This is a genomic window from Azospirillum sp. TSH20 (assembly GCF_003115935.1).
Classification (GTDB): Bacteria; Pseudomonadota; Alphaproteobacteria; order Azospirillales; family Azospirillaceae; genus Azospirillum.
This window is the reverse complement of sequence record NZ_LGQU01000065.1, coordinates 1-17,364: the sequence shown is the minus strand read 5'-3', so window position 1 is coordinate 17,364 and position 17,364 is coordinate 1. Positions and strand designations below refer to the sequence as shown.

The 17,364-nt window shown below is 68.7% G+C and carries 15 protein-coding genes; 6 read left to right on the top strand and 9 right to left on the bottom strand.

Going from position 1 to position 17,364, the window contains the following annotated elements; all coding sequences use genetic code 11:
- Positions 1-7 precede the first annotated feature (7 nt).
- Positions 8-1,126, top strand: a complete 1,119-nt coding sequence (locus tag TSH20_RS18410; protein ID WP_109076121.1) for an asparaginase — start codon at positions 8-10, stop codon at positions 1,124-1,126.
- An 87-nt stretch (positions 1,127-1,213) separates the two neighbouring features.
- Positions 1,214-2,452: a class I SAM-dependent methyltransferase gene (locus tag TSH20_RS18405; RefSeq protein ID WP_109076075.1), complete on the top strand. Its 1,239-nt coding sequence runs from the start codon at positions 1,214-1,216 to the stop codon at positions 2,450-2,452.
- A gap of 27 nt (positions 2,453-2,479) precedes the next feature.
- Here TSH20_RS18405 and TSH20_RS18400 read toward each other — a convergent pair whose 3' ends face one another.
- A complete protein-coding gene (locus TSH20_RS18400) occupies positions 2,480-3,862 on the bottom strand; it encodes an aspartate aminotransferase family protein (RefSeq protein ID WP_109076074.1) in 1,383 nt (460 codons plus the stop codon).
- Between the two features lie 165 nt (positions 3,863-4,027).
- Positions 4,028-6,631, bottom strand: a complete 2,604-nt coding sequence (gene clpB / locus TSH20_RS18395; RefSeq protein WP_109076073.1) for an ATP-dependent chaperone ClpB — start codon at positions 6,629-6,631, stop codon at positions 4,028-4,030.
- Between the two features lie 297 nt (positions 6,632-6,928).
- Here clpB and TSH20_RS18390 point away from each other — a divergent pair, with 297 nt between their 5' ends.
- Together TSH20_RS18390 and TSH20_RS18385 are read left to right on the top strand one after the other, a co-directional pair.
- Positions 6,929-7,501 (top strand): NUDIX domain-containing protein, encoded by a 573-nt coding sequence (locus TSH20_RS18390; protein WP_109076072.1) that lies wholly within the window; start codon positions 6,929-6,931, stop codon positions 7,499-7,501.
- 127 nt (positions 7,502-7,628) lie between these two features.
- Positions 7,629-8,393 (top strand): MOSC domain-containing protein, encoded by a 765-nt coding sequence (locus TSH20_RS18385; protein ID WP_109076071.1) that lies wholly within the window; start codon positions 7,629-7,631, stop codon positions 8,391-8,393.
- 26 nt (positions 8,394-8,419) lie between these two features.
- Here TSH20_RS18385 and TSH20_RS18380 read toward each other — a convergent pair whose 3' ends face one another.
- Entirely contained in the window at positions 8,420-8,857 is a 438-nt protein-coding gene (locus TSH20_RS18380) for a DUF4167 domain-containing protein (protein ID WP_109076070.1), read from the bottom strand.
- A gap of 283 nt (positions 8,858-9,140) precedes the next feature.
- Positions 9,141-9,989, bottom strand: coding sequence for a peptide chain release factor N(5)-glutamine methyltransferase (gene prmC, locus TSH20_RS18375; RefSeq protein WP_109076069.1), 849 nt, complete (start codon positions 9,987-9,989; stop codon positions 9,141-9,143).
- Positions 9,990-10,000: 11 nt separating this feature from the next.
- Here prmC and TSH20_RS18370 point away from each other — a divergent pair, with 11 nt between their 5' ends.
- Positions 10,001-10,480: an endonuclease domain-containing protein gene (locus TSH20_RS18370; protein ID WP_348770445.1), complete on the top strand. Its 480-nt coding sequence runs from the start codon at positions 10,001-10,003 to the stop codon at positions 10,478-10,480.
- Positions 10,481-10,500: 20 nt separating this feature from the next.
- On the opposite strand, the gene prfA is transcribed toward TSH20_RS18370, so the two are convergent.
- The 4 genes from prfA to TSH20_RS18350 form a co-directional block, all read right to left on the bottom strand.
- Positions 10,501-11,574: a peptide chain release factor 1 gene (gene prfA, locus TSH20_RS18365; RefSeq protein WP_109076067.1), complete on the bottom strand. Its 1,074-nt coding sequence runs from the start codon at positions 11,572-11,574 to the stop codon at positions 10,501-10,503.
- Entirely contained in the window at positions 11,549-12,880 is a 1,332-nt protein-coding gene (gene hemA, locus TSH20_RS18360; RefSeq protein WP_109076066.1) for a glutamyl-tRNA reductase, read from the bottom strand. Before hemA ends, prfA begins: the two co-directional genes overlap by 26 nt.
- A gap of 37 nt (positions 12,881-12,917) precedes the next feature.
- Positions 12,918-14,087 carry a flavodoxin-dependent (E)-4-hydroxy-3-methylbut-2-enyl-diphosphate synthase gene (gene ispG, locus TSH20_RS18355; RefSeq protein ID WP_109076065.1) on the bottom strand — a complete coding sequence of 390 codons (1,170 nt, stop codon included), beginning with the start codon at positions 14,085-14,087 and terminating at the stop codon, positions 12,918-12,920.
- 179 nt (positions 14,088-14,266) lie between these two features.
- Positions 14,267-15,478, bottom strand: a complete 1,212-nt coding sequence (locus TSH20_RS18350) for a helix-turn-helix domain-containing protein (RefSeq protein WP_109076064.1) — start codon at positions 15,476-15,478, stop codon at positions 14,267-14,269.
- Positions 15,479-15,764: 286 nt separating this feature from the next.
- Between TSH20_RS18350 and TSH20_RS18345 the strand changes: the two genes are divergently transcribed.
- Positions 15,765-16,253: a hypothetical protein gene (locus tag TSH20_RS18345; RefSeq protein ID WP_109076063.1), complete on the top strand. Its 489-nt coding sequence runs from the start codon at positions 15,765-15,767 to the stop codon at positions 16,251-16,253.
- Between the two features lie 14 nt (positions 16,254-16,267).
- Here the strand turns inward: TSH20_RS18345 and TSH20_RS18340 are convergent, their stop codons facing one another.
- Positions 16,268-17,179 (bottom strand): NAD(P)/FAD-dependent oxidoreductase, encoded by a 912-nt coding sequence (locus TSH20_RS18340; protein WP_109076062.1) that lies wholly within the window; start codon positions 17,177-17,179, stop codon positions 16,268-16,270.
- Positions 17,180-17,364 lie beyond the last annotated feature (185 nt).

Sequence of the window (17,364 nt, the reverse complement as noted above, 5' to 3'; positions counted from 1 at the left end):
TGCCGGCATGAGCCACGATCATACTCCCGACCATTCCTGCTGCGGTGGGGATCACCACCACGGCCATTCCCACCATCATGGCGAGAGCGCCGAAGGCCGCGCCGACCTTTCCGGCCCGGCGGAAAGCCCGATCACCGTCGAGGTGACGCGCGGCAGCCTGGTGGAGTCGGTCCACCGCGCCCGCGCCTGCATCGTCGATGCCGGCGGCCATGTGCTGGCGCGCTGGGGCGACATCGACGCGCCCGTCTACCCGCGCTCCGCCATCAAGTCGCTGCAGGCGATCCCGCTGGTGGAAAGCGGCGCGCTCGACGCCTTCGGGCTGGGGGACGAGGAACTGGCGCTCGCCTGCTCCTCCCACAATGGCGAGGCGCGGCACACGGAGCTGGTGCGGTCCTGGGCCGAACGGGTCGGGCTGACGCTCGACGATTACGAATGCGGCGCGCAGATCCCCTACGATCCCGCCACCGCCGAGGACCTCGTCCGCCGCGGCGAGGCGCCGACCGCCTTTCACAACAACTGCTCCGGCAAGCACAGCGGCTTCCTGACAACCGCCAAGCACAAGGGCGAGCGGCTGAAGGGCTATGTCCGCTACGACCACCCGGTGCAGCAGCGCATCCTGGGCGTGATGGAGCAGATGACCGGCCAGGACCTGTTCGGCGCGCCCTGGGGCGTCGACGGCTGTTCCATCCCCACCATCGGCATTCCGTTGGGCGGCATCGCCTACGCCATGGCCCGCATCGCCGACCCGGTCGACCTGCCGGACGCGCGGGCCGAGGCCGTCACCCGCATCTCCGCCGCCTGGGGCAAGCACCCCTTCCTGATCGGCGGCACCGGCACCTTCGACACCGCGCTGATGGAGGCGGCCGGCGGCGCCGTGCTGGTCAAGGGCGGGGCCGAGGGTGTCGGCTGCGCCGTAATTCCGGAGCAGGGCATCGGCATCGCCCTGAAGATCGAGGATGGCGCCGTCCGCGCCCGCGAAGTGGCGCTGGCCGCGCTGATCCGCTCGACCCGGGCGCTGACCGACGCCCAATGGGCGCGTGTGCCGCAGCTGCTGACCGCCCCGCTGCTGAACCGCGCCGGCACGCGGGTGGGTGAGGTACGTGCGGCGACGGGCTGGCCGGGCTGAGGCGCAAGGATCGCCACCGAACGGGTGCCGCAACGGCAGGCGCGGTGCTATGGTCGCCGCGCCCATTTCCCCCGTTGAGCGGTTCCCATGAGCATCGACGACCTGCGCGCCCAGTACGAAGCCTATCCCTATCCGGCGCGCAATCCGGCCGACGAGGCCGAACGGCTGGTCACCGGCTCGCCCAGCCATCTGGACGAGCTGGTCCAGCACGTCTTCGGCGGCCGGATCGATCATTCCAAGCTGTTGCGCGTGCTGGTGGCCGGCGGCGGCACGGGGGACGGCACCATCATGCTGGCGCAGCAGATGGCCGACGCCGGCAATCCCGGCCGCATCACCTACATCGACCTGTCAGACGCCAGCCGCGCCATCGCCGAGGCGCGGGCCAAGGTGCGCGGCCTGACCAACATCGACTTCCGCCGCGGGTCGCTGCTTGAACTGGATGGACTCGTTTCGGAAGCCGGGCCGTTCGACTACATCGACTGCTGCGGCGTGCTGCACCATCTGGACGACCCGTCGGCCGGCCTGCGCTCGCTGGCCCGGGCGCTGGCGCCCGGCGGCGGCATCGGCATCATGGTCTACGCCCCCTATGGCCGCACCGGCGTCTATCCGATGCAGGAGGCTCTGCGCGGCATGACCGAAGGGCTGTCGCCGGCCGAGAAGGTGGCGCTGGCCCGCCGGTTGATCCAGGCGCTGCCGCCGACCAACTGGCTGCTGAACAACCCGCACATCAGCGACCATCGGCTGGCCGACGCCAACCTCTACGACCTGCTGCTGCACAGTTGCGACCGTCCCTACAGCGTGCCTCAGCTGGCGGAACTGGCGGATAGCGCCGGCCTCGCCATCGCGACGCTGATCGACCCATTGCGCTATGAGCCGTCGCTGTGGATCAAGGACGCCCGCGTTCTGAAGCAACTGGCGGGGCTCAGCATGCTGGAGCGCGCCGCCTGGACCGAGCGGATCACCGGCGCCTTCACCAAGCACATCGCCTATCTGCTGCGCCCCAGCGATCTGGAGGCCGCCCGCATCCAACCGGACAATCCCGACGTGGTTCCGGTCCTGCGCGACATCGACGGCAAGACCGTGGCGAAAGCGGTGCCGCCCGGCGGCAGCCTGGAGTTCGACCTGATGGGCAGCGTTGTGGCGCTCCCCCTGCCCCGGCTGGCCGGCCCGATCCTGTCGCGGATCGACGGCCAGATCAGCCTGGGCGCCCTGCACGCCGCCATCGAGCCGACGACGAAGGTGACCTGGGAGCAGTTCCTCACCCAGTTCCGCCAGCTGTTCGACGCGCTGGGCGGCCTGGGCAAGATTCATCTGCGGCGGGGATAGGGCGCAAGCCCCACCCCCGGCCAACTCTTACCCCCGCAGGACCGGCACCGCGGCGTCGAGCGCCTTGGTCAGGCGGTCGAAGGTCTCGTGGATCTCCGCCTCCGAGATCACCAGCGGCGGACAGAGCGCGATGGAATCACCCATGGCGCGGACGATCAGGCCGTTGTCCTGGGCCAGACCGTTGACCAGGGCGCCGGCGCGGCCGGGCGGGTCGAACGGGGCCTTGGTCGCCTTGTCGGCCACCAGTTCCAGCGCGCCGATCAGGCCGATGCCGCGGGCCTCGCCGACCAGCGGATGCTCCGCCAGCGCCTTCAGCCGCGACTGGAAGGCCGGGGCGACCGATCGGACATGGCCGACGATGTCGCGTTCCTCGTAGATGTTCAGCGTTTCCAGCGCCACCGCCGCCGCCACCGGATGGGCGGAGTAGGTGTAGCCATGGCCGAAGGTGCCGATCTTCCGGCTCTCGTCGACGCAGGCGCGATAGATCGCGTCGGTCACCATGACGGCGGAGATCGGCAGATAGCCGGACGACAGCTGCTTGGCGCAGGTCAGGATGTCCGGCTGCATGCCCACCGTCTGGCTGCCCCAGAAATTGCCGGTGCGGCCGAATCCGCAGATCACCTCGTCGGCGACCAGCAGGATGTCGTATTTCTTCAACACCGGCTGGATCTTGGCGAAGTAGGTCGCGGGCGGCACCACGACGCCGCCGGCGCCCATCACCGGCTCGGCGAACATGGCGGCGACGGTGTCCGGCCCTTCGGCCAGGATCAGCGCCTCCAGCTGTTCGGCGAGACGGGTGGCGAAGGCCTCCTCGCTCTCGCCCTCAAGCGCGTTGCGGTAATGGTGCGGGCAGTCGCCGTGGATGATGCGGGCGATCGGCAGGTCGAAGTCGCGGTGGTTGTTGGGCAGCCCGGTCAGGCTGGCGGTCGCCACCGTCACGCCGTGATAGGCGCGCTGGCGCGAGAGGATCTTCTTCTTCTCCGGCCGGCCGAGCGCGTTGTTGTAGTACCAGATCAGCTTGATCGCAGTGTCGTTGGCTTCCGAGCCTGAATTGGCGAAGAAGACCTTCGACATCGGCACCGGCGCCAGCCCGATCAGCTTTTCCGCCAGATCGATGCCGGGTTCGTGCGACTTGTGACCGAAGATGTGATAGGTGGACAGCTGCCGCATCTGCTTGGTCGCCGCCTGGACCAGCCGCTCCTCACCCCAGCCGAGCGAGACGCACCACAGGCTGGCCATCCCCTCGATGTAATCCCGGCCGCCATCGTCGAAGACGCGGATGCCTTCGCCGCGCTCGATGATCATCGGCCCCTGCGTCTCGTGGGCATCCAGGTTGGTGTAGGGATGGAGGACGAAGGCCTTGTCGCGGCTGGCGGCGGAATTGCCGGCGGTGCTGACGGGAGCGGTCATGGAACGGGGCTTCCTGTTCGGGCGTTCGGGTGCGTTGCCCCGCCGTCCGCGAAGGATCGGCGGAAACTGTTCGATATGTTAAACAGTTCCGCCGATCATACGCACAGTTCAGCCACCCGACAAAGCTGCATTGCACTCATCGGTGCAATGCGGCCGGCACAGATGTCACCCCTTGCGGACCAGCCCGCTCACCGGCTGGCCGTCGATGGTCAGGGAGCCGCCTTCCGCCCCGACCGCCACCGTCTGGCCGTCCTTGATGCGGCCTTCCAGGATCAGGGTCGCCATCGGGTTCTGCAGCTCGCGCTGGATCACCCGCTTCAAGGGACGGGCGCCGTACACCGGATCGTAGCCGGCCTCCGCCAGCCATTCGGTCGCGGCCTCGTCCACCGTCAGCGTGATCTCGCGGTCGGCGAGCATCTTCGTCAGGCGGCCCAGCTGGATCTTGACGATGCCGCCCATATGCCGGCGGTCGAGCCGGTGGAACAGCAGGATCTCGTCCAGGCGGTTCAGGAATTCCGGCCGGAAATGGGCACGGACGGCTTCCATCACCTCGTCGCGCACCGCAGCGCTGTCCTCGCCCTCCGGCTGTTCGGCCAGCGCCTGCGAGCCGAGGTTGGAGGTCATGATGATGACGACGTTGCGGAAATCGACGGTGCGACCCTGCCCGTCGGTCAGCCGGCCGTCGTCCAGCACCTGCAGCAGCACGTTGAAGACGTCGGGGTGGGCCTTTTCCACCTCGTCGAACAGCACGACCTGATAGGGCCGGCGGCGCACCGCCTCGGTCAGCGCCCCGCCTTCCTCATAGCCGACATAGCCCGGAGGCGCGCCGATCATGCGGGCGACGGAGTGCTTTTCCATGTATTCCGACATGTCGAGCCGGACCATCGCCGTCTCGTCGTCGAACAGGAATTCGGCCAGCGCCTTGGTCAGCTCTGTCTTGCCGACGCCGGTCGGACCCAGGAACAGGAAGGAGCCGATCGGACGGTTCGGGTCCTGCAAGCCGGCCCGCGCCCGGCGCACGGCGTTGGACACGGCGACGATGGCCTCGTCCTGGCCGATGACCCGGCCGCGCAGCTTCTCCTCCATCGCCAGCAGCTTCTCGCGCTCGCCGGCCAGCATCTTGTCGACCGGCACGCCGGTCCAGCGGCTAACCACCGCGGCGATGTCGCTGTCGCGCACCTCCTCGTTCAGCATGCGGCTGCTGGCATGCTCCTCGGCATCCTTCAAGGCCTTCTCCAGGCCCGGAATGACGCCATAGGCCAGCTCGCCCGCGCGGCCCCAGTTGCCGTCACGCTGCGAAGTCTCCAGTTCGGTGCGGGCCTTCTCCAGATCCTCCTTGATCTTCTGCGCGCCCTGCAGCTGGTCCTTCTCGGCCTGCCACTTGGCGGTCAGCTCGGCCGATTCCTGCTCCAGATCGGACAGTTCGCGCTCCAGGTTGGTCAGGCGGTCGCGCGACGCGGCATCCTGCTCGCGCTTCAGCGCCTCGCGCTCGATCTTCAGCTGGATGATGCGGCGGTCCAGCTCGTCGATGGCCTCCGGCTTGCTGTCCACCGCCATGCGCAGGCGGCTCGCCGCCTCGTCGATCAGGTCGATAGCCTTGTCGGGCAGGAAGCGGTCGGTGATGTAGCGGTTGGACAGGGTCGCCGCCGAGACGATGGCGCTGTCGGTGATGCGCACGCCATGGTGGACCTCATAGCGCTCCTTCAGGCCGCGCAGGATGGAGATGGTGTCCTCCACCGTCGGCTCCGACACGAAGACCGGCTGGAAGCGCCGGGCCAGCGCCGCGTCCTTCTCGATATACTTGCGGAATTCGTCCAGCGTGGTGGCGCCGACGCAATGCAGCTCGCCGCGCGCCAGCGCGGGCTTCAGCATGTTGGAGGCGTCCATCGCGCCGTCGGATTTGCCGGCGCCGACCAGCGTGTGCAGCTCGTCGATGAAGACGACGATCTCGCCGGCTGCGGCCTGGATTTCCGACAGCACCGCCTTCAGCCGCTCCTCGAACTCGCCGCGATACTTGGCGCCGGCGACCAGCGCGCCGAGGTCGAGCGACAGCAGCTGCTTGTTCTTCAAGCCTTCCGGCACGTCGCCCTTGACGATGCGCTGGGCCAGCCCCTCGACGATGGCGGTCTTGCCGACGCCGGGCTCGCCAATCAGGACGGGGTTGTTCTTGGTGCGGCGGGCCAGCACCTGGATGGTGCGGCGGATTTCCTCGTCGCGGCCGATCACCGGGTCGAGCTTGCCGTCGCGCGCCGCGGCGGTCAGGTCGCGGGCGTACTTCTTCAGCGCGTCATAGCCCTGCTCGGCGCTGGCGCTGTCGGCGGTGCGGCCCTTGCGGATGTCGTTGATGGCGGTGTTCAGCGCCTGCGGCGTCACGCCGGCCGACTTCAGCGCCTTGCCCGACGGGGTGCCGTCGGCCATGGCGAGCGCCAGCAGGATGCGTTCGGCGGTGACGAAGCTGTCGCCGGCCTTCTCGGCGACCTTCTCCGCCTGTTCGAACACGCGGGAGAGTTCGGGCGTCAGATAGAGCTGACCGGCGCCGCTGCCCTCGACCTTCGGCAGCTTGTCCAGTTCGGCGTCGACCGCCGACAGCGCCGCCTTGGGGTCGCCGCCCGCCGCACGGATCAGGTTGGCGGCAAGGCCTTCCTTGTCGTCCAGCAGCGTCTTCAGCAGATGTTCCGGGGTCAGGCGCTGATGCCCACGGCGCACGGCCAGGGTCTGCGCAGACTGAATGAACCCGCGGCTACGCTCGGTGTATTGCTCGAAATCCATGATGCTCCCCTTCTCCTGTCGACCGTCCGCGAGGCAGCCCAGTCGACTCGATCCACGCAACTGTGCGATCCGCAAGGATGCTGCCGAAGATGTAGGCAGGGCAGAAAGCCATGCAAGACCATCGGCGCAGAAAGGGTATCGTTGGAGAAACGCTGCCACGGCCCTCTCCGCCGGACCGCCTAGGACCGGGGAAAAGGGGTAGCACCCGCCCCGCCGATTGCCCCCCTACACGGCAGGCGCCCGGCCCGGCTAGACTTCCGTCCGCCCGCCGTCCACGGGTCCTTCCGGATTTCCATCATGACCGATTTGGCCGCCTCCAGCACCAGCACGCGCACCACCGCCCCCACCACCAAACCTTCGCCGGTTCCCGCACACCACGCCATGCCACGGACCATGACGGCCCGACTGCTTCGTCTCGCCTGGACCCTGCGCGGGGTCTGGCACCAAATCGCCCGGCCGCTGACCATGGGGGTGCGGGCGATCATCATCGACGAGTCGGACCCGGAGGGCAGGCGCGTTCTCCTGATCCGGCACAGCTATGTCGATGGCTGGCATCTGCCGGGCGGCGGCGTCGGACGCGGGGAGACGCTGGCCGACGCCATGCAGCGCGAGGTGCGGGAAGAGGTCGGGCTGATCGCCGACCGTCCCGCTCAGCCTTTCGGCATCTACGCCCGCTTCCGCAACGGCGCGAGCGACCATGTGGCGGTTTATGTCGTGCAGGGCTGGAGCGGCAGCCCGAAGGCGGACGGGGTGGAGATCGTGGAGGCCCGATTCTTCCCACTCGATCAGCTGCCGGCAGGGCTGTCGCCGGCCACCGGACGGCGGCTGGAGGAATTTCTGGGGCACCGCCCGGTCGCCGAACGCTGGTAACGGCACCAGATTAGGGGTGGAGCGGGCGGTTCGGGCGATTCCGACGGCCTTTACCCCAGCCGAAGCGTGAGATACAGGCACAGCATCGGTTGACAGGGATGCTCCAGCCCTTTCATTGTGCAGTGCAATGAACGCCACACTGACCGCCATCCGCCGCTATCCCGTCAAGGGCATGAGCGGCCAGGACCTTCCCGCCACCGACCTGACCGCCGGCCAGGCGATTCCGCTCGACCGCCGGTACGGCCTGCTCCACGGCCCGGCGGCTCTGGATACCGAGACGGAGGGCTGGCGCCTGCCGTCGGACTTCTTCACGCTGGACCGCACCGAAAAGCTGGCGGCGCTGCAGACCGAGTTCGACGAGGCGACGCGGGCGCTGATCATCCGCCGCGGCGGACGACAGGTGTCGCGCGGCCGGTTGGACCAGCCGATGGGCCGCACGCTGCTGGAACAGTTCTTCGCCGCCTATCTGGCCGGGATCGTCCCCGGCATGCCCCGACTGATCGAGGCGCGGCACGGCGCCTTCGGCAACAGCGAAGAGCCGTCGGTCACGCTGCTGAACCTCGCCAGCCTGCACGATCTGGAAGAGCGGATCGCCAAGCAGCCGGTCGATCCCCGGCGCCTGCGGGCCAACCTGCTGGTGGACGGCATCGATCCCTGGGCGGAACGCGGCTGGATCGGCCGGACCCTGACCGTGGGTGCCGCGACGCTGGAGGTGGTGGAGGCGCTGGACTGTACGCCCGGCAACGACGTGAACCCGGACACCGGCGTCGCCGACCTGAGCCTGCCGAACATCATGGAGCGCGGCTATGGCCACAGCCAAATCCTGCTGCGCGCCCGGGTGACAGGCGGCGGCCGGATCGCGGTGGGCGACCCGGTCACGCCGGCCGAATAAGCGTCACGTCTGGTAAGCGTCACGTCTCAGGCGTTGACGGCCGCCCGTTCCTCGCCGTCGGTCTCGTCCTCGGCGCCCTGGTCGTCGTCATCGCCGGCATGCGAGGCGCTCTGCGACTGATGACCATGCCCGTTGCCGGGCTGGCCGCCGCGCTGGCGGTTTTCCGATTCCTGGATCTGGTTGATGATGCGGAGATAGTGCTCCGCATGCTGCAGGTAGTTTTCCGCCTGCACGCGGTCGCCGGACGACATCGCGTCGCGGGCCAGCGCCTGATATTTTTCCTGCACCTGCCACGCATTGCCGCGGATGCGGACGTCGGGGCCGTTGCTGTCGAAGGTCTGATGACGCAGCGGAACGTTCTGGCGCCGGCCGGCACCGCCGCCCCCGCCACCACCACCGCCGCTGCCCCCGCCGCCGCTGTTGCCACGACCACGCGAACGCCTGGAGTTCGGTCCCTGTCTCATTCGGCTCTTAAGGCCCCATGCAAGAGAAGTGCAGTCCCCGGAACGCTCCGGCGGCCATCCGGCCTTCCGGCCCGGCCACCGAGCCCGCCATGGACGATTTCCATGGGTCGCTCACGGGGTTCAAACGACGCGTCCGCATCGCGTGCGGCAGGCCATGGCGGTCAGCGCTCGGCAGAAAACCATCCGAGATTCTTGCTCCGCAGGCCATAGGTTCACGGTCGTGTACCGCACACTACCCGCCAAAGCCTGCCGATCCAACCGTTTTTTTGGATAAGCGGCCGCCTCACAGCCCCTTTCGTGCCCGGACGCAACGCTTTACCCCACCAAGGTCACACAGGATCGCAGTCTCGCCCAAGCCTTGCGCCTCGACCAGCGCCGCCACGTCCTCCGCCTGACCCTGCCCGACTTCGAAGGCGGCCAGCCCTCCGGGGACCAGCAGGCGCGGCAGTTCGGCGGCGAGGATGCGGTAAGGCTCCAGCCCGTCCGGCCCGCCATCCAGCGCACGAAGCGGGTCGTGCTCCCGCACCTCCGGCTCCAGCGTGGCGATGTCGGCGCTGGGGATGTAGGGCGGGTTGGACACCACGATATCGAAACAATCCTTGATGCCCTTGGCCCAATCGCCGGTCTGGAAACGGGCCCGGTCCGCCAGCCCGTTGCGCTCCGCATTCCCGGCCGCCGCCTCCACCGCCAACGGGCTGAGATCGACGCCGAGACCGGTGGCGTTCGGCAGTTCCGACAGCAGCGCCAGCAGGATGCAACCCGTTCCGGTTCCGAAATCGATCAGGCGCAACGGGGCCTTCCGGTCGGGGATGGCGGCCAGTACCGCCTCCACCACCGTCTCGGTGTCCGGCCGCGGCTCCAGCGTGTCCGGATTGAGGGCGAGGTCGATGGTCCAGAACTCCCGGTGCCCCAGGATACGGCCCACCGGTTCCCGCGCCGCGCGGCGTTCGACCAGGGCCAGGGCGCGGGCGGCATCGGTGTCGGGGATGATCCGTTCCGCCTTCGTAACGAAGTCGGTGCGGGTGAGGCTCAGCGCATGTTCGAGCAGGTAGCGCGCGTCGAGGTCCGGCGTATCGACACCGGCCTCCCGCAGCCGCGCCTCGGCCTGCGCCCGCAGGGTGCGGAGGTTCATGCAACCCTCCGATGCGACACGCAGTCCCCTCCCCCGCCCAGCGGGGGAGGGTTAGGGTGGGGGCAAGTCTCCCACACATACGCACTCATCCCATGCGCAACCCCGTCCTCAAACACCGCGCCCGTGGCATGCGCACGCTGCCGACCGATGCAGAGCGCCGCCTTTGGCAGTACCTGCGCAACGGTCAGCTTGGCGGCCGGCGATTTCGGCGTCAGCATCCGATCCCTCCTTACATCCTTGATTTCGCCTGCCTTGAGGTTTGCCTCGCGGTTGAGGTCGATGGCGGGCAGCATGCCGACTCCGGCTATGACAAGGCGCGCACCGTGTTTTTGAAGAGTCGCGGCTGGCGGGTGCTCAGGTTCTGGAACAACGATGTTCTTCGCAACCCGGAGGGGGTGGCGGCGAGCGTGCTTGAAGCTTTGGGAGGGCCAAGAATTAGTAGCACTTGCCCCCACCCTGACCCTCCCCCGCTGGGCGGGGGAGGGAATTAGGTGTCGGCGCGCGAAGCTCGTCACCCCAACTCCGCCAGCCGGGCGGCCTCGTCCTCGGCGATCAGCGCGTCGACCAGTTCGTCCAGCGCTTCGCCGGCCATCACCTTGTCGATCTTGTAGAGCGTCAGGTTGATGCGGTGGTCGGTCACCCGCCCCTGGGGAAAATTGTAGGTGCGGATGCGTTCGGATCGGTCGCCGCTGCCGACCTGGTTCTTGCGGTCGGCGGCGCGGACGGCATCCTTGGCGGCGCGTTCCATGTCGTACAGCCGGGCGCGCAGCACCTTCAGCGCCTTGGCCTTGTTCTTGTGCTGCGACTTCTCGTCCTGCTGGCTCACCACCAGCCCGGTCGGCAGGTGGGTGATGCGCACGGCGCTGTCGGTGGTGTTGACCGACTGGCCGCCGGGGCCGGAGGAGCGGAACACGTCGATCCGCAGATCCTTCTCGTCGATGTGGATGTCCACTTCCTCCGCCTCCGGCAGCACGGCGACGGTGGCGGCGGAGGTGTGGATGCGGCCCTGCGCCTCGGTCGCCGGCACGCGCTGGACGCGGTGGACGCCGGACTCGAATTTCAGCCGGGCGAACACGCCGCGGCCGGTGATGTTGGCGGTGGCCTCCTTGTAGCCGCCGATGCCGGTCTCGCTGACGTCCATCGCCTCGAAGCGCCAGCCACGCAGGCCGGCATAGCGGCGGTACATCTCGAACAGCTCGGCGGCGAACAGGGCGGCCTCGTCGCCGCCGGTGCCGGCACGCACCTCCAGGATGGCGTTCTTCTCGTCCGCCTCGTCCTTGGGCAGAAGCGAGATCTGCACCTTGCGCTCCAACTCCGGGATGCGCTTGGTCAGGGCGTGGAATTCCTCCTCCGCCATCGCCTTCATCTCGGGATCGGCGCCCGCGTCGGCGATCATCTCCGCCAGATCGGCGGCCTCGGCACGGCCCTTCTTCAGCTCCGCGATGGCCGCGGCGATCGGGGTGAGGTCGGCATATTCCTTGGACAGCCGGGCGAAGTCGCCGGACTCGGTCAGGCCGGCCGCAAGCGTGTCGCGCAGCTCGTCATACCGGGCCATCACCTTATCGAACTTCTCGTCCAGGCTCACGTCGCTCGTCCTTATCCCGTTCAGTCTCTTCCAGTGCCGCGCCGGTCAGCCTGTCCAGCCCAAAAAGGCGGAACATCAGCCGTTCGGCCGCGGCCCGTTCGGCCAGCCCCTCGCCGCTGCCATCGGCGGCCAGTGCCCGCAACGCCTCCGACGGGGCGTGCAGCAGCCGGTTGACCAACAGCCGCGTCGCCGACGCCGCGTCCAGATCGGCATGCCCGGCCAGCAGGCGCCGACGCTCCGCCTCGAAATGGGTGCGGAGCGCCGCCACGGCAGGCACCGCGGCGCGTTCCGCACGGTCGCGGGCGAAGGCGGCCACCGCCTCGTCCACGATCATCCAGGCCGCCTGGGTCGCCGCCTCGCGCCCGACGCGGCCCTGCAACGCCACCCGCTCCAGATCGCCCAGATCATAGACGAAGGCGCCGTCCATGCCGGCGACCGCCGGGTCGACGTCCGACGGAATGGCGGCATCGACCACGAAGACCGGCCGGCGCCGGCGGCGCTTCAGCACCGCCTCCATCATCGGAGCCGTGAGGATATAGCGCCCAAGACCGGCCGCGGTCACCAGGATATCGGCGCCGGTCATCGCCGTCTCCAGATCGGCCCAGGGGGCGAAATGCCCGTCGAGCCGTCGCGCCGCGGCTTCCGCCCGCCGGTCCACCGGTGCTGCGACGGTCAGCCGCGGCAGCCCGGCCTCGCGCAGTCCCTCCAGCACCAGGGCACCCATATCGCCCAACCCCACCAGCAGGGCACCGCAGCGCCTGATGTCGCCGTGCAGGTCGCGCGCCACCTGGATGGCGGCGGCAGCCAGCGAGGTGGCGCCCTCCGCGATGGGAGTCTCGCTGCGCACCCGCTTGGCGGCGGCATAGGCGGCCTGCAGCACCGCCTCCAACTCCGGCCCGGTCAGTCCGGCGCCGGCGGCGCTGCGGTGGGCGGCCTTCAGCTGGCCCAGGATATGCGGCTCACCGACGATCTGGCTGTCGAGCGAGCAGGCCACCGCGAACAGGTGGCGCACGGCGTCGATGCCGGTTCGGGTGTAGAGCTGCGGCGCCAGATCGGTGGTGGACAGCCCGGCCCGGTCGGCCATCGCCTCGGCGATCGCCAGCGCCGCCTCGTTCGGGCGCTCGTGGACGGCCTGCACCTCCACCCGGTCGCAGGTGCTGAGCCACACCGCCTGACCCACTCCGGCGGCGCGCAGCCGGTCCAGCATGCCCGCCACTTCCGCCTCGTCGGTGGACAGGCGGTCGCGGACGACGCCGGAACAGGTCCGGTGGCTGGCGCCGATGACGAGGTAGGAGGTGGTGGTCACGCCTGGGGTCGCTGTCCCTGCCCGAATTCCGGGCAGCTTACTCTGCGGCGGGGGCCACGTCTCGCTTGGTTTCTCGGGTGGTTTCGGCTTCGGTAGCCTCTGCCGCGGCCTTCACCGCCTCGATCTCCGCCGCCTTCTTCTCGACCAGCCCGACCAGATGCTGGACGATGTCCTGGTCCTTCAGCCGATGGTCGGTGACGCCGGACAGATAGACCTGATGGGTGTTGTTGCCGCCGCCGGTCAGACCGATGTCGGTCTCCCGCGCCTCGCCCGGTCCGTTCACGACGCAACCGATCACCGACAGGGTCAGCGGCGTGGTGATGTGGGCCAGCTTCTGCTCCAGCAGCTCCACCGTCTTGATGACGTTGAAGTTCTGCCGCGCGCAGCTGGGGCAGGAGATCACGGTGACGCCGCGCCGGCGCAGGCCCAGCGATTTCAGGATGTCGTAGCCGACCAGCACCTCTTCCGCCGGTTCGGCCGACAACGAGACGCGCAGCGTGTCGCCGATCCCCGACCACAGCAGCATGCCCAGCCCGATCGACGACTTCACCGTCCCGGCGCGCAGGCCGCCCGCCTCGGTGATGCCGATGTGCAACGGGTAATCGCAGGCCTCCGCCAAGCCCTGATAGGCGGCGACGGCCAGGAAGGCATCCGATGCCTTCACCGAGATCTTGAACTCGCGGAAATCGTTGTCCTCCAGGATCTTCGCATGGTTCAGCGCGCTTTCGACCATCGCCTCCGGGCAGGGCTCGCCGTATTTCTCCAGCAAATCCTGCTCCAGCGAGCCGGCATTGACGCCGATGCGCATCGAACAGCCATGGTCTTTGGCGGCCTTCACCACCTCGCGCACCCGCTCGGCCGAGCCGATGTTGCCGGGGTTGATGCGCAGGCAGGCAGCGCCGCTCTCCGCCGCCTCGATGGCGCGCTTGTAGTGGAAATGGATGTCGGCGACGATCGGCACCTTCACCTGCCGGACGATGTCCTTCAGCGCCAGTGCCGACTCACGGTCGGGGCAGGAGACGCGGACGATGTCCGCCCCTACCCGCTCGGCAGCCTGGATCTGCTCCACCGTCGCCTTGACGTCGGTGGTCGGCGTGTTGGTCATGGTCTGGACCGAGATCGGCGCATCGCCGCCGACCAACACGTTGCCGACGCGAATCTGGCGCGATTTGCGGCGAAGGATCTGGCGGTAGGCGCGGACGGTCATCTCAGGTCAGCCTCTGGACAGCGAAAAGCAATACCGGATGCCGCATCCTAGCGCAGCCGGCGTCAGGCCAGAAGTGCGCTCCGGCGCCCGGGATTCAAGGCCCCGGATTTAAGGGAGGACTGTGGTGGGGCGCCGCCGATGCATGGCTGCCGCCCCAAACCGGAGCCCCGAACGGCGCGTCAGCGCCGCACCACCCCATGGGCGTCGATGGCGACGTCGCGCAGAACCTGCCCGACCGACCCCAGCGGCGGGCTCTCGCCGCCGTCGGCCATCACCACCAACCCGCCGGCATTGCCGGTGCGGATCTTCACGTTGGGCTTGTCGGGTACACGGAAGGTGTCGCCCGGCTTCAGCACGCGGGTGAAAACGATGTCGCCGCCGTCGCGCACCTGCAGCCAGCTGTCCTGCGTCGCCTTCAGGATCAGCTTCGCGTTGGTGTTCAGCGTGCCGTAGACCTTGCCGTTGGCCGGCACCGTCGCCGTCGGGGCGGTGGGTGCGGCCGGCGGCGCCGTCGCGGCATTCAGCGGAGTCGGGTCCTGCGGCGAGGCTTCGTCGTCGTCCTCCGCCGGCGGGGCCGGTACATTGACGATGCCTTGCCCCGGGGGTGCCGCAGCGGGGGCGGAGCCTGCCGGAGTTTTCGCGGCAGTCTGCCCCGACGGCGGCAATGCCGCGGACGGCGCCGACGCGACGGCCTGCGGACTGCCGGCGGCAGGGGTCGTGGTGGAGGGGGACGTGGTGGAGGGGGACGGCGCGGCAGGCGCGGTAACGGCCGACGGCGGAACCGCAGTGGGAGCGGCCGGAGGCGACGAAGGCGGAGCGGACGCGATGACCGGCGTGGGTGCCTCGGGAGCGGCTATGGGCTGCCCCGGCGCGGTGGCGGACTGGTCCGGGGCCTGCTCCACCGGCTTGGCCGGCACGCCGTCCAGCAGCGAGACCAGGCGGTCCGGCAGGACCGGCACAAGATCGGCGACCGACCGGTCGGTCGCCGACAGATAGTACCAGCCGCCATAGACGATGCCGGCCAGCACCAGCGTGCCGAGCAGCAGAGTCCCGCCGGAGGCGCGCCCTTCGGCCGCCGGTGTCGGCAGGTACAGCTCCTGCCGGCGGACGGTACCGGCCGCCTCCTCCTTGTAGCGGGTGACGACCATGTCGGGGTCCAGCCCCAGGCATTCCGCGTAGGAGCGCAGGAAGCCGATGGCATAGGTGCTGCCCGGCAGTTCCTGGTACCGACCTTCCTCGATCGCCAGCAGGTAAGGATAGCGGATGCGCAGCATCGTCGCGACGTCGCGCAGGTCGTAACCATGCGCCATGCGCGTCGCGCGCAGAGTCTCGGAGACGGAGGGACCGGACGGTGCCGGATCGAAATCGTCGAAAACCTTGCGCTTGGCCATGGGCTCGCCATCTGCTCGCAACTTGCCCGCACACCCAAAAAGCATGCAAAGCGGGGGCATCCGTGTGGATGCAACTGGCGAAATGGGTACGACATGCCGACCCCATGGCGCAACCGCAATGACCGCGGGGCATGGGGTGCGGGTCGTGACAAACGGCACAGTCTCGTCGGCACGGGTCGCAACCCGGCCGGAATGATGTCAGCCTTGGCTGATGTTGGTGGTGGATCGGGTGCGCGCGCCCGGACGCCGCCTCCATCATGCCTGCAACTCCACCGGGAGGCGCAAGATGAAAAGAGCAATCGCGGCGGCATTCCTGCTCGCAGGTCTTCTGCCGGCATCGTTTGGCAACGCGACCGATCTTCACCGGTTCTGGGAGCAGACCTGCGGGGACTGTCATCGCCATGCCGGCCCCTTCGCCCGTCGATCCCTGACCGTGACCGATGGAAAGCTCCAGGGTGTCCATCACAAGGACGATCTGCTGGTCTTCCTGCACAACCACCATCTGCCGGACAACCTCGTTCAGCCGATGTACGAGATGCTGCTCGCCCAAGCCAGCACGTCGCCACGCTTCCAGGAGCGGTGCGGGCGTTGCCACGAGTCCGCGGCCGATCTGGCCCGGGAGTCGCTGGTGGTCCGCGACGGCGTGCTGCAAGGGCGGGAGAGCGGCCGGCCTGTTTCCCAGCTCCTTCCCCGCCATGCCAGGCTGGGCTTGACGCCGGAGGAGGTGACCTTCTTCACCGATCTGCTGACCCGCGTCGAACGGGAGGTTCATTGACCGCCGAGTCAGGTTCAGTCCCGATGGCGCAGGTCGTTGTGGATGGCAGTGGCGGCCATTGCGGCCTCCCCCATGGCGACGGCGATCTGGTTGAGCGTTGAAACGACGTCCCCGGCGGCATAGAGGCCGGGGACGGAACTGCGCTGGTGCCGGTCGACGACCAGGCGGCCATCCTCATCCATGGCGGCGCCGAGCTGCTCCGCCAAGCCCGAGCGGGCGGTGATGCCGAGGGCGGAATAGAGCGTGTCGAAGTCGAGGATGCGGCCACTCTCCAGGGTCAGGCGGGTGCTGTCATCCTCGCAGGTGCCGACGACGACGACCGGATCTTCGATCACCGCGATGCCGGCGGCATCCAGTTCACCCCGCTCCTCAATCGACAGGGCCATCGGTTCACCCAGCGTCAGCAGGGTGACATAGGGGCTGTAGGTGCGGATGAAACGGGCTTCGCCGACCGCCTGGGCGCCATGCCCCAGGACGGCGATGCGCCGGTCGATCACCTCATACCCGTCGCAGATCGGACAGACGCGGATCAGGCCGCGCTGCATCGCGTCGTAGAGATGGGGCATCCGCGGCTGGCCGTCGATCACGCCGGTGGCGAGCAGCACGGAAGCGGCATCGATCTCGCGGCCATCGCCCAAACCGGCACGAAAGCCGCAACCGCCGGGCAGCCGCTCCAGCCTCGCCACCGACTCCGTCTCGATGCAGGCACCGTAGCTTCCGGCCTGGGCTCGGATGCGGGCCAACAGATCGGTGCCGCGGATGCCGCCGGTGAACCCGGCAAGATTGTGGGAAGTCGGGATCCAGGCGCAGCGGCTCTTCGCCTCGTCCATCACCAGAGCCTTGCGGCGATAGCGCGCGAGATAGATGGCAGCAGTCAACCCGGCGGGGCCACCGCCGACGATCAGGCAATCGAGCATGGTCGGCATCACTGTCCTTGTCTTGGACGGGGCCGGCAATGGCACCCTTGGATTCCTAGACAAGCGGAGCGGCCGGACATCACACCCTCCCGGCCGGAAAATACGGACAGCAAAAAGCCCGCGCTCCTTGCGGAGGCGGGCTTTTTGTTGATTTGGTTGCGGGGGCAGGATTTGAACCTGCGGCCTTCAGGTTA

Bases quoted from the DNA above. Each gene is read 5' to 3' on its own strand.
- TSH20_RS18410 (WP_109076121.1), top strand. From the start codon at position 8: ATGAGCCACGATCATACTCCCGACCATTCCTGCTGCGGTGGGGATCAC.
- TSH20_RS18405 (WP_109076075.1), top strand. From the start codon at position 1,214: ATGAGCATCGACGACCTGCGCGCCCAGTACGAAGCCTATCCCTATCCG.
- TSH20_RS18400 (WP_109076074.1), bottom strand. From the start codon at position 3,862: ATGACCGCTCCCGTCAGCACCGCCGGCAATTCCGCCGCCAGCCGCGAC.
- clpB (WP_109076073.1), bottom strand. From the start codon at position 6,631: ATGGATTTCGAGCAATACACCGAGCGTAGCCGCGGGTTCATTCAGTCT.
- TSH20_RS18390 (WP_109076072.1), top strand. From the start codon at position 6,929: ATGACCGATTTGGCCGCCTCCAGCACCAGCACGCGCACCACCGCCCCC.
- TSH20_RS18385 (WP_109076071.1), top strand. From the start codon at position 7,629: ATGAACGCCACACTGACCGCCATCCGCCGCTATCCCGTCAAGGGCATG.
- TSH20_RS18380 (WP_109076070.1), bottom strand. From the start codon at position 8,857: ATGAGACAGGGACCGAACTCCAGGCGTTCGCGTGGTCGTGGCAACAGC.
- prmC (WP_109076069.1), bottom strand. From the start codon at position 9,989: ATGAACCTCCGCACCCTGCGGGCGCAGGCCGAGGCGCGGCTGCGGGAG.
- TSH20_RS18370 (WP_348770445.1), top strand. From the start codon at position 10,001: ATGCGACACGCAGTCCCCTCCCCCGCCCAGCGGGGGAGGGTTAGGGTG.
- ispG (WP_109076065.1), bottom strand. From the start codon at position 14,087: ATGACCGTCCGCGCCTACCGCCAGATCCTTCGCCGCAAATCGCGCCAG.
- TSH20_RS18350 (WP_109076064.1), bottom strand. From the start codon at position 15,478: ATGGCCAAGCGCAAGGTTTTCGACGATTTCGATCCGGCACCGTCCGGT.
- TSH20_RS18345 (WP_109076063.1), top strand. From the start codon at position 15,765: ATGAAAAGAGCAATCGCGGCGGCATTCCTGCTCGCAGGTCTTCTGCCG.
- TSH20_RS18340 (WP_109076062.1), bottom strand. From the start codon at position 17,179: ATGCCGACCATGCTCGATTGCCTGATCGTCGGCGGTGGCCCCGCCGGG.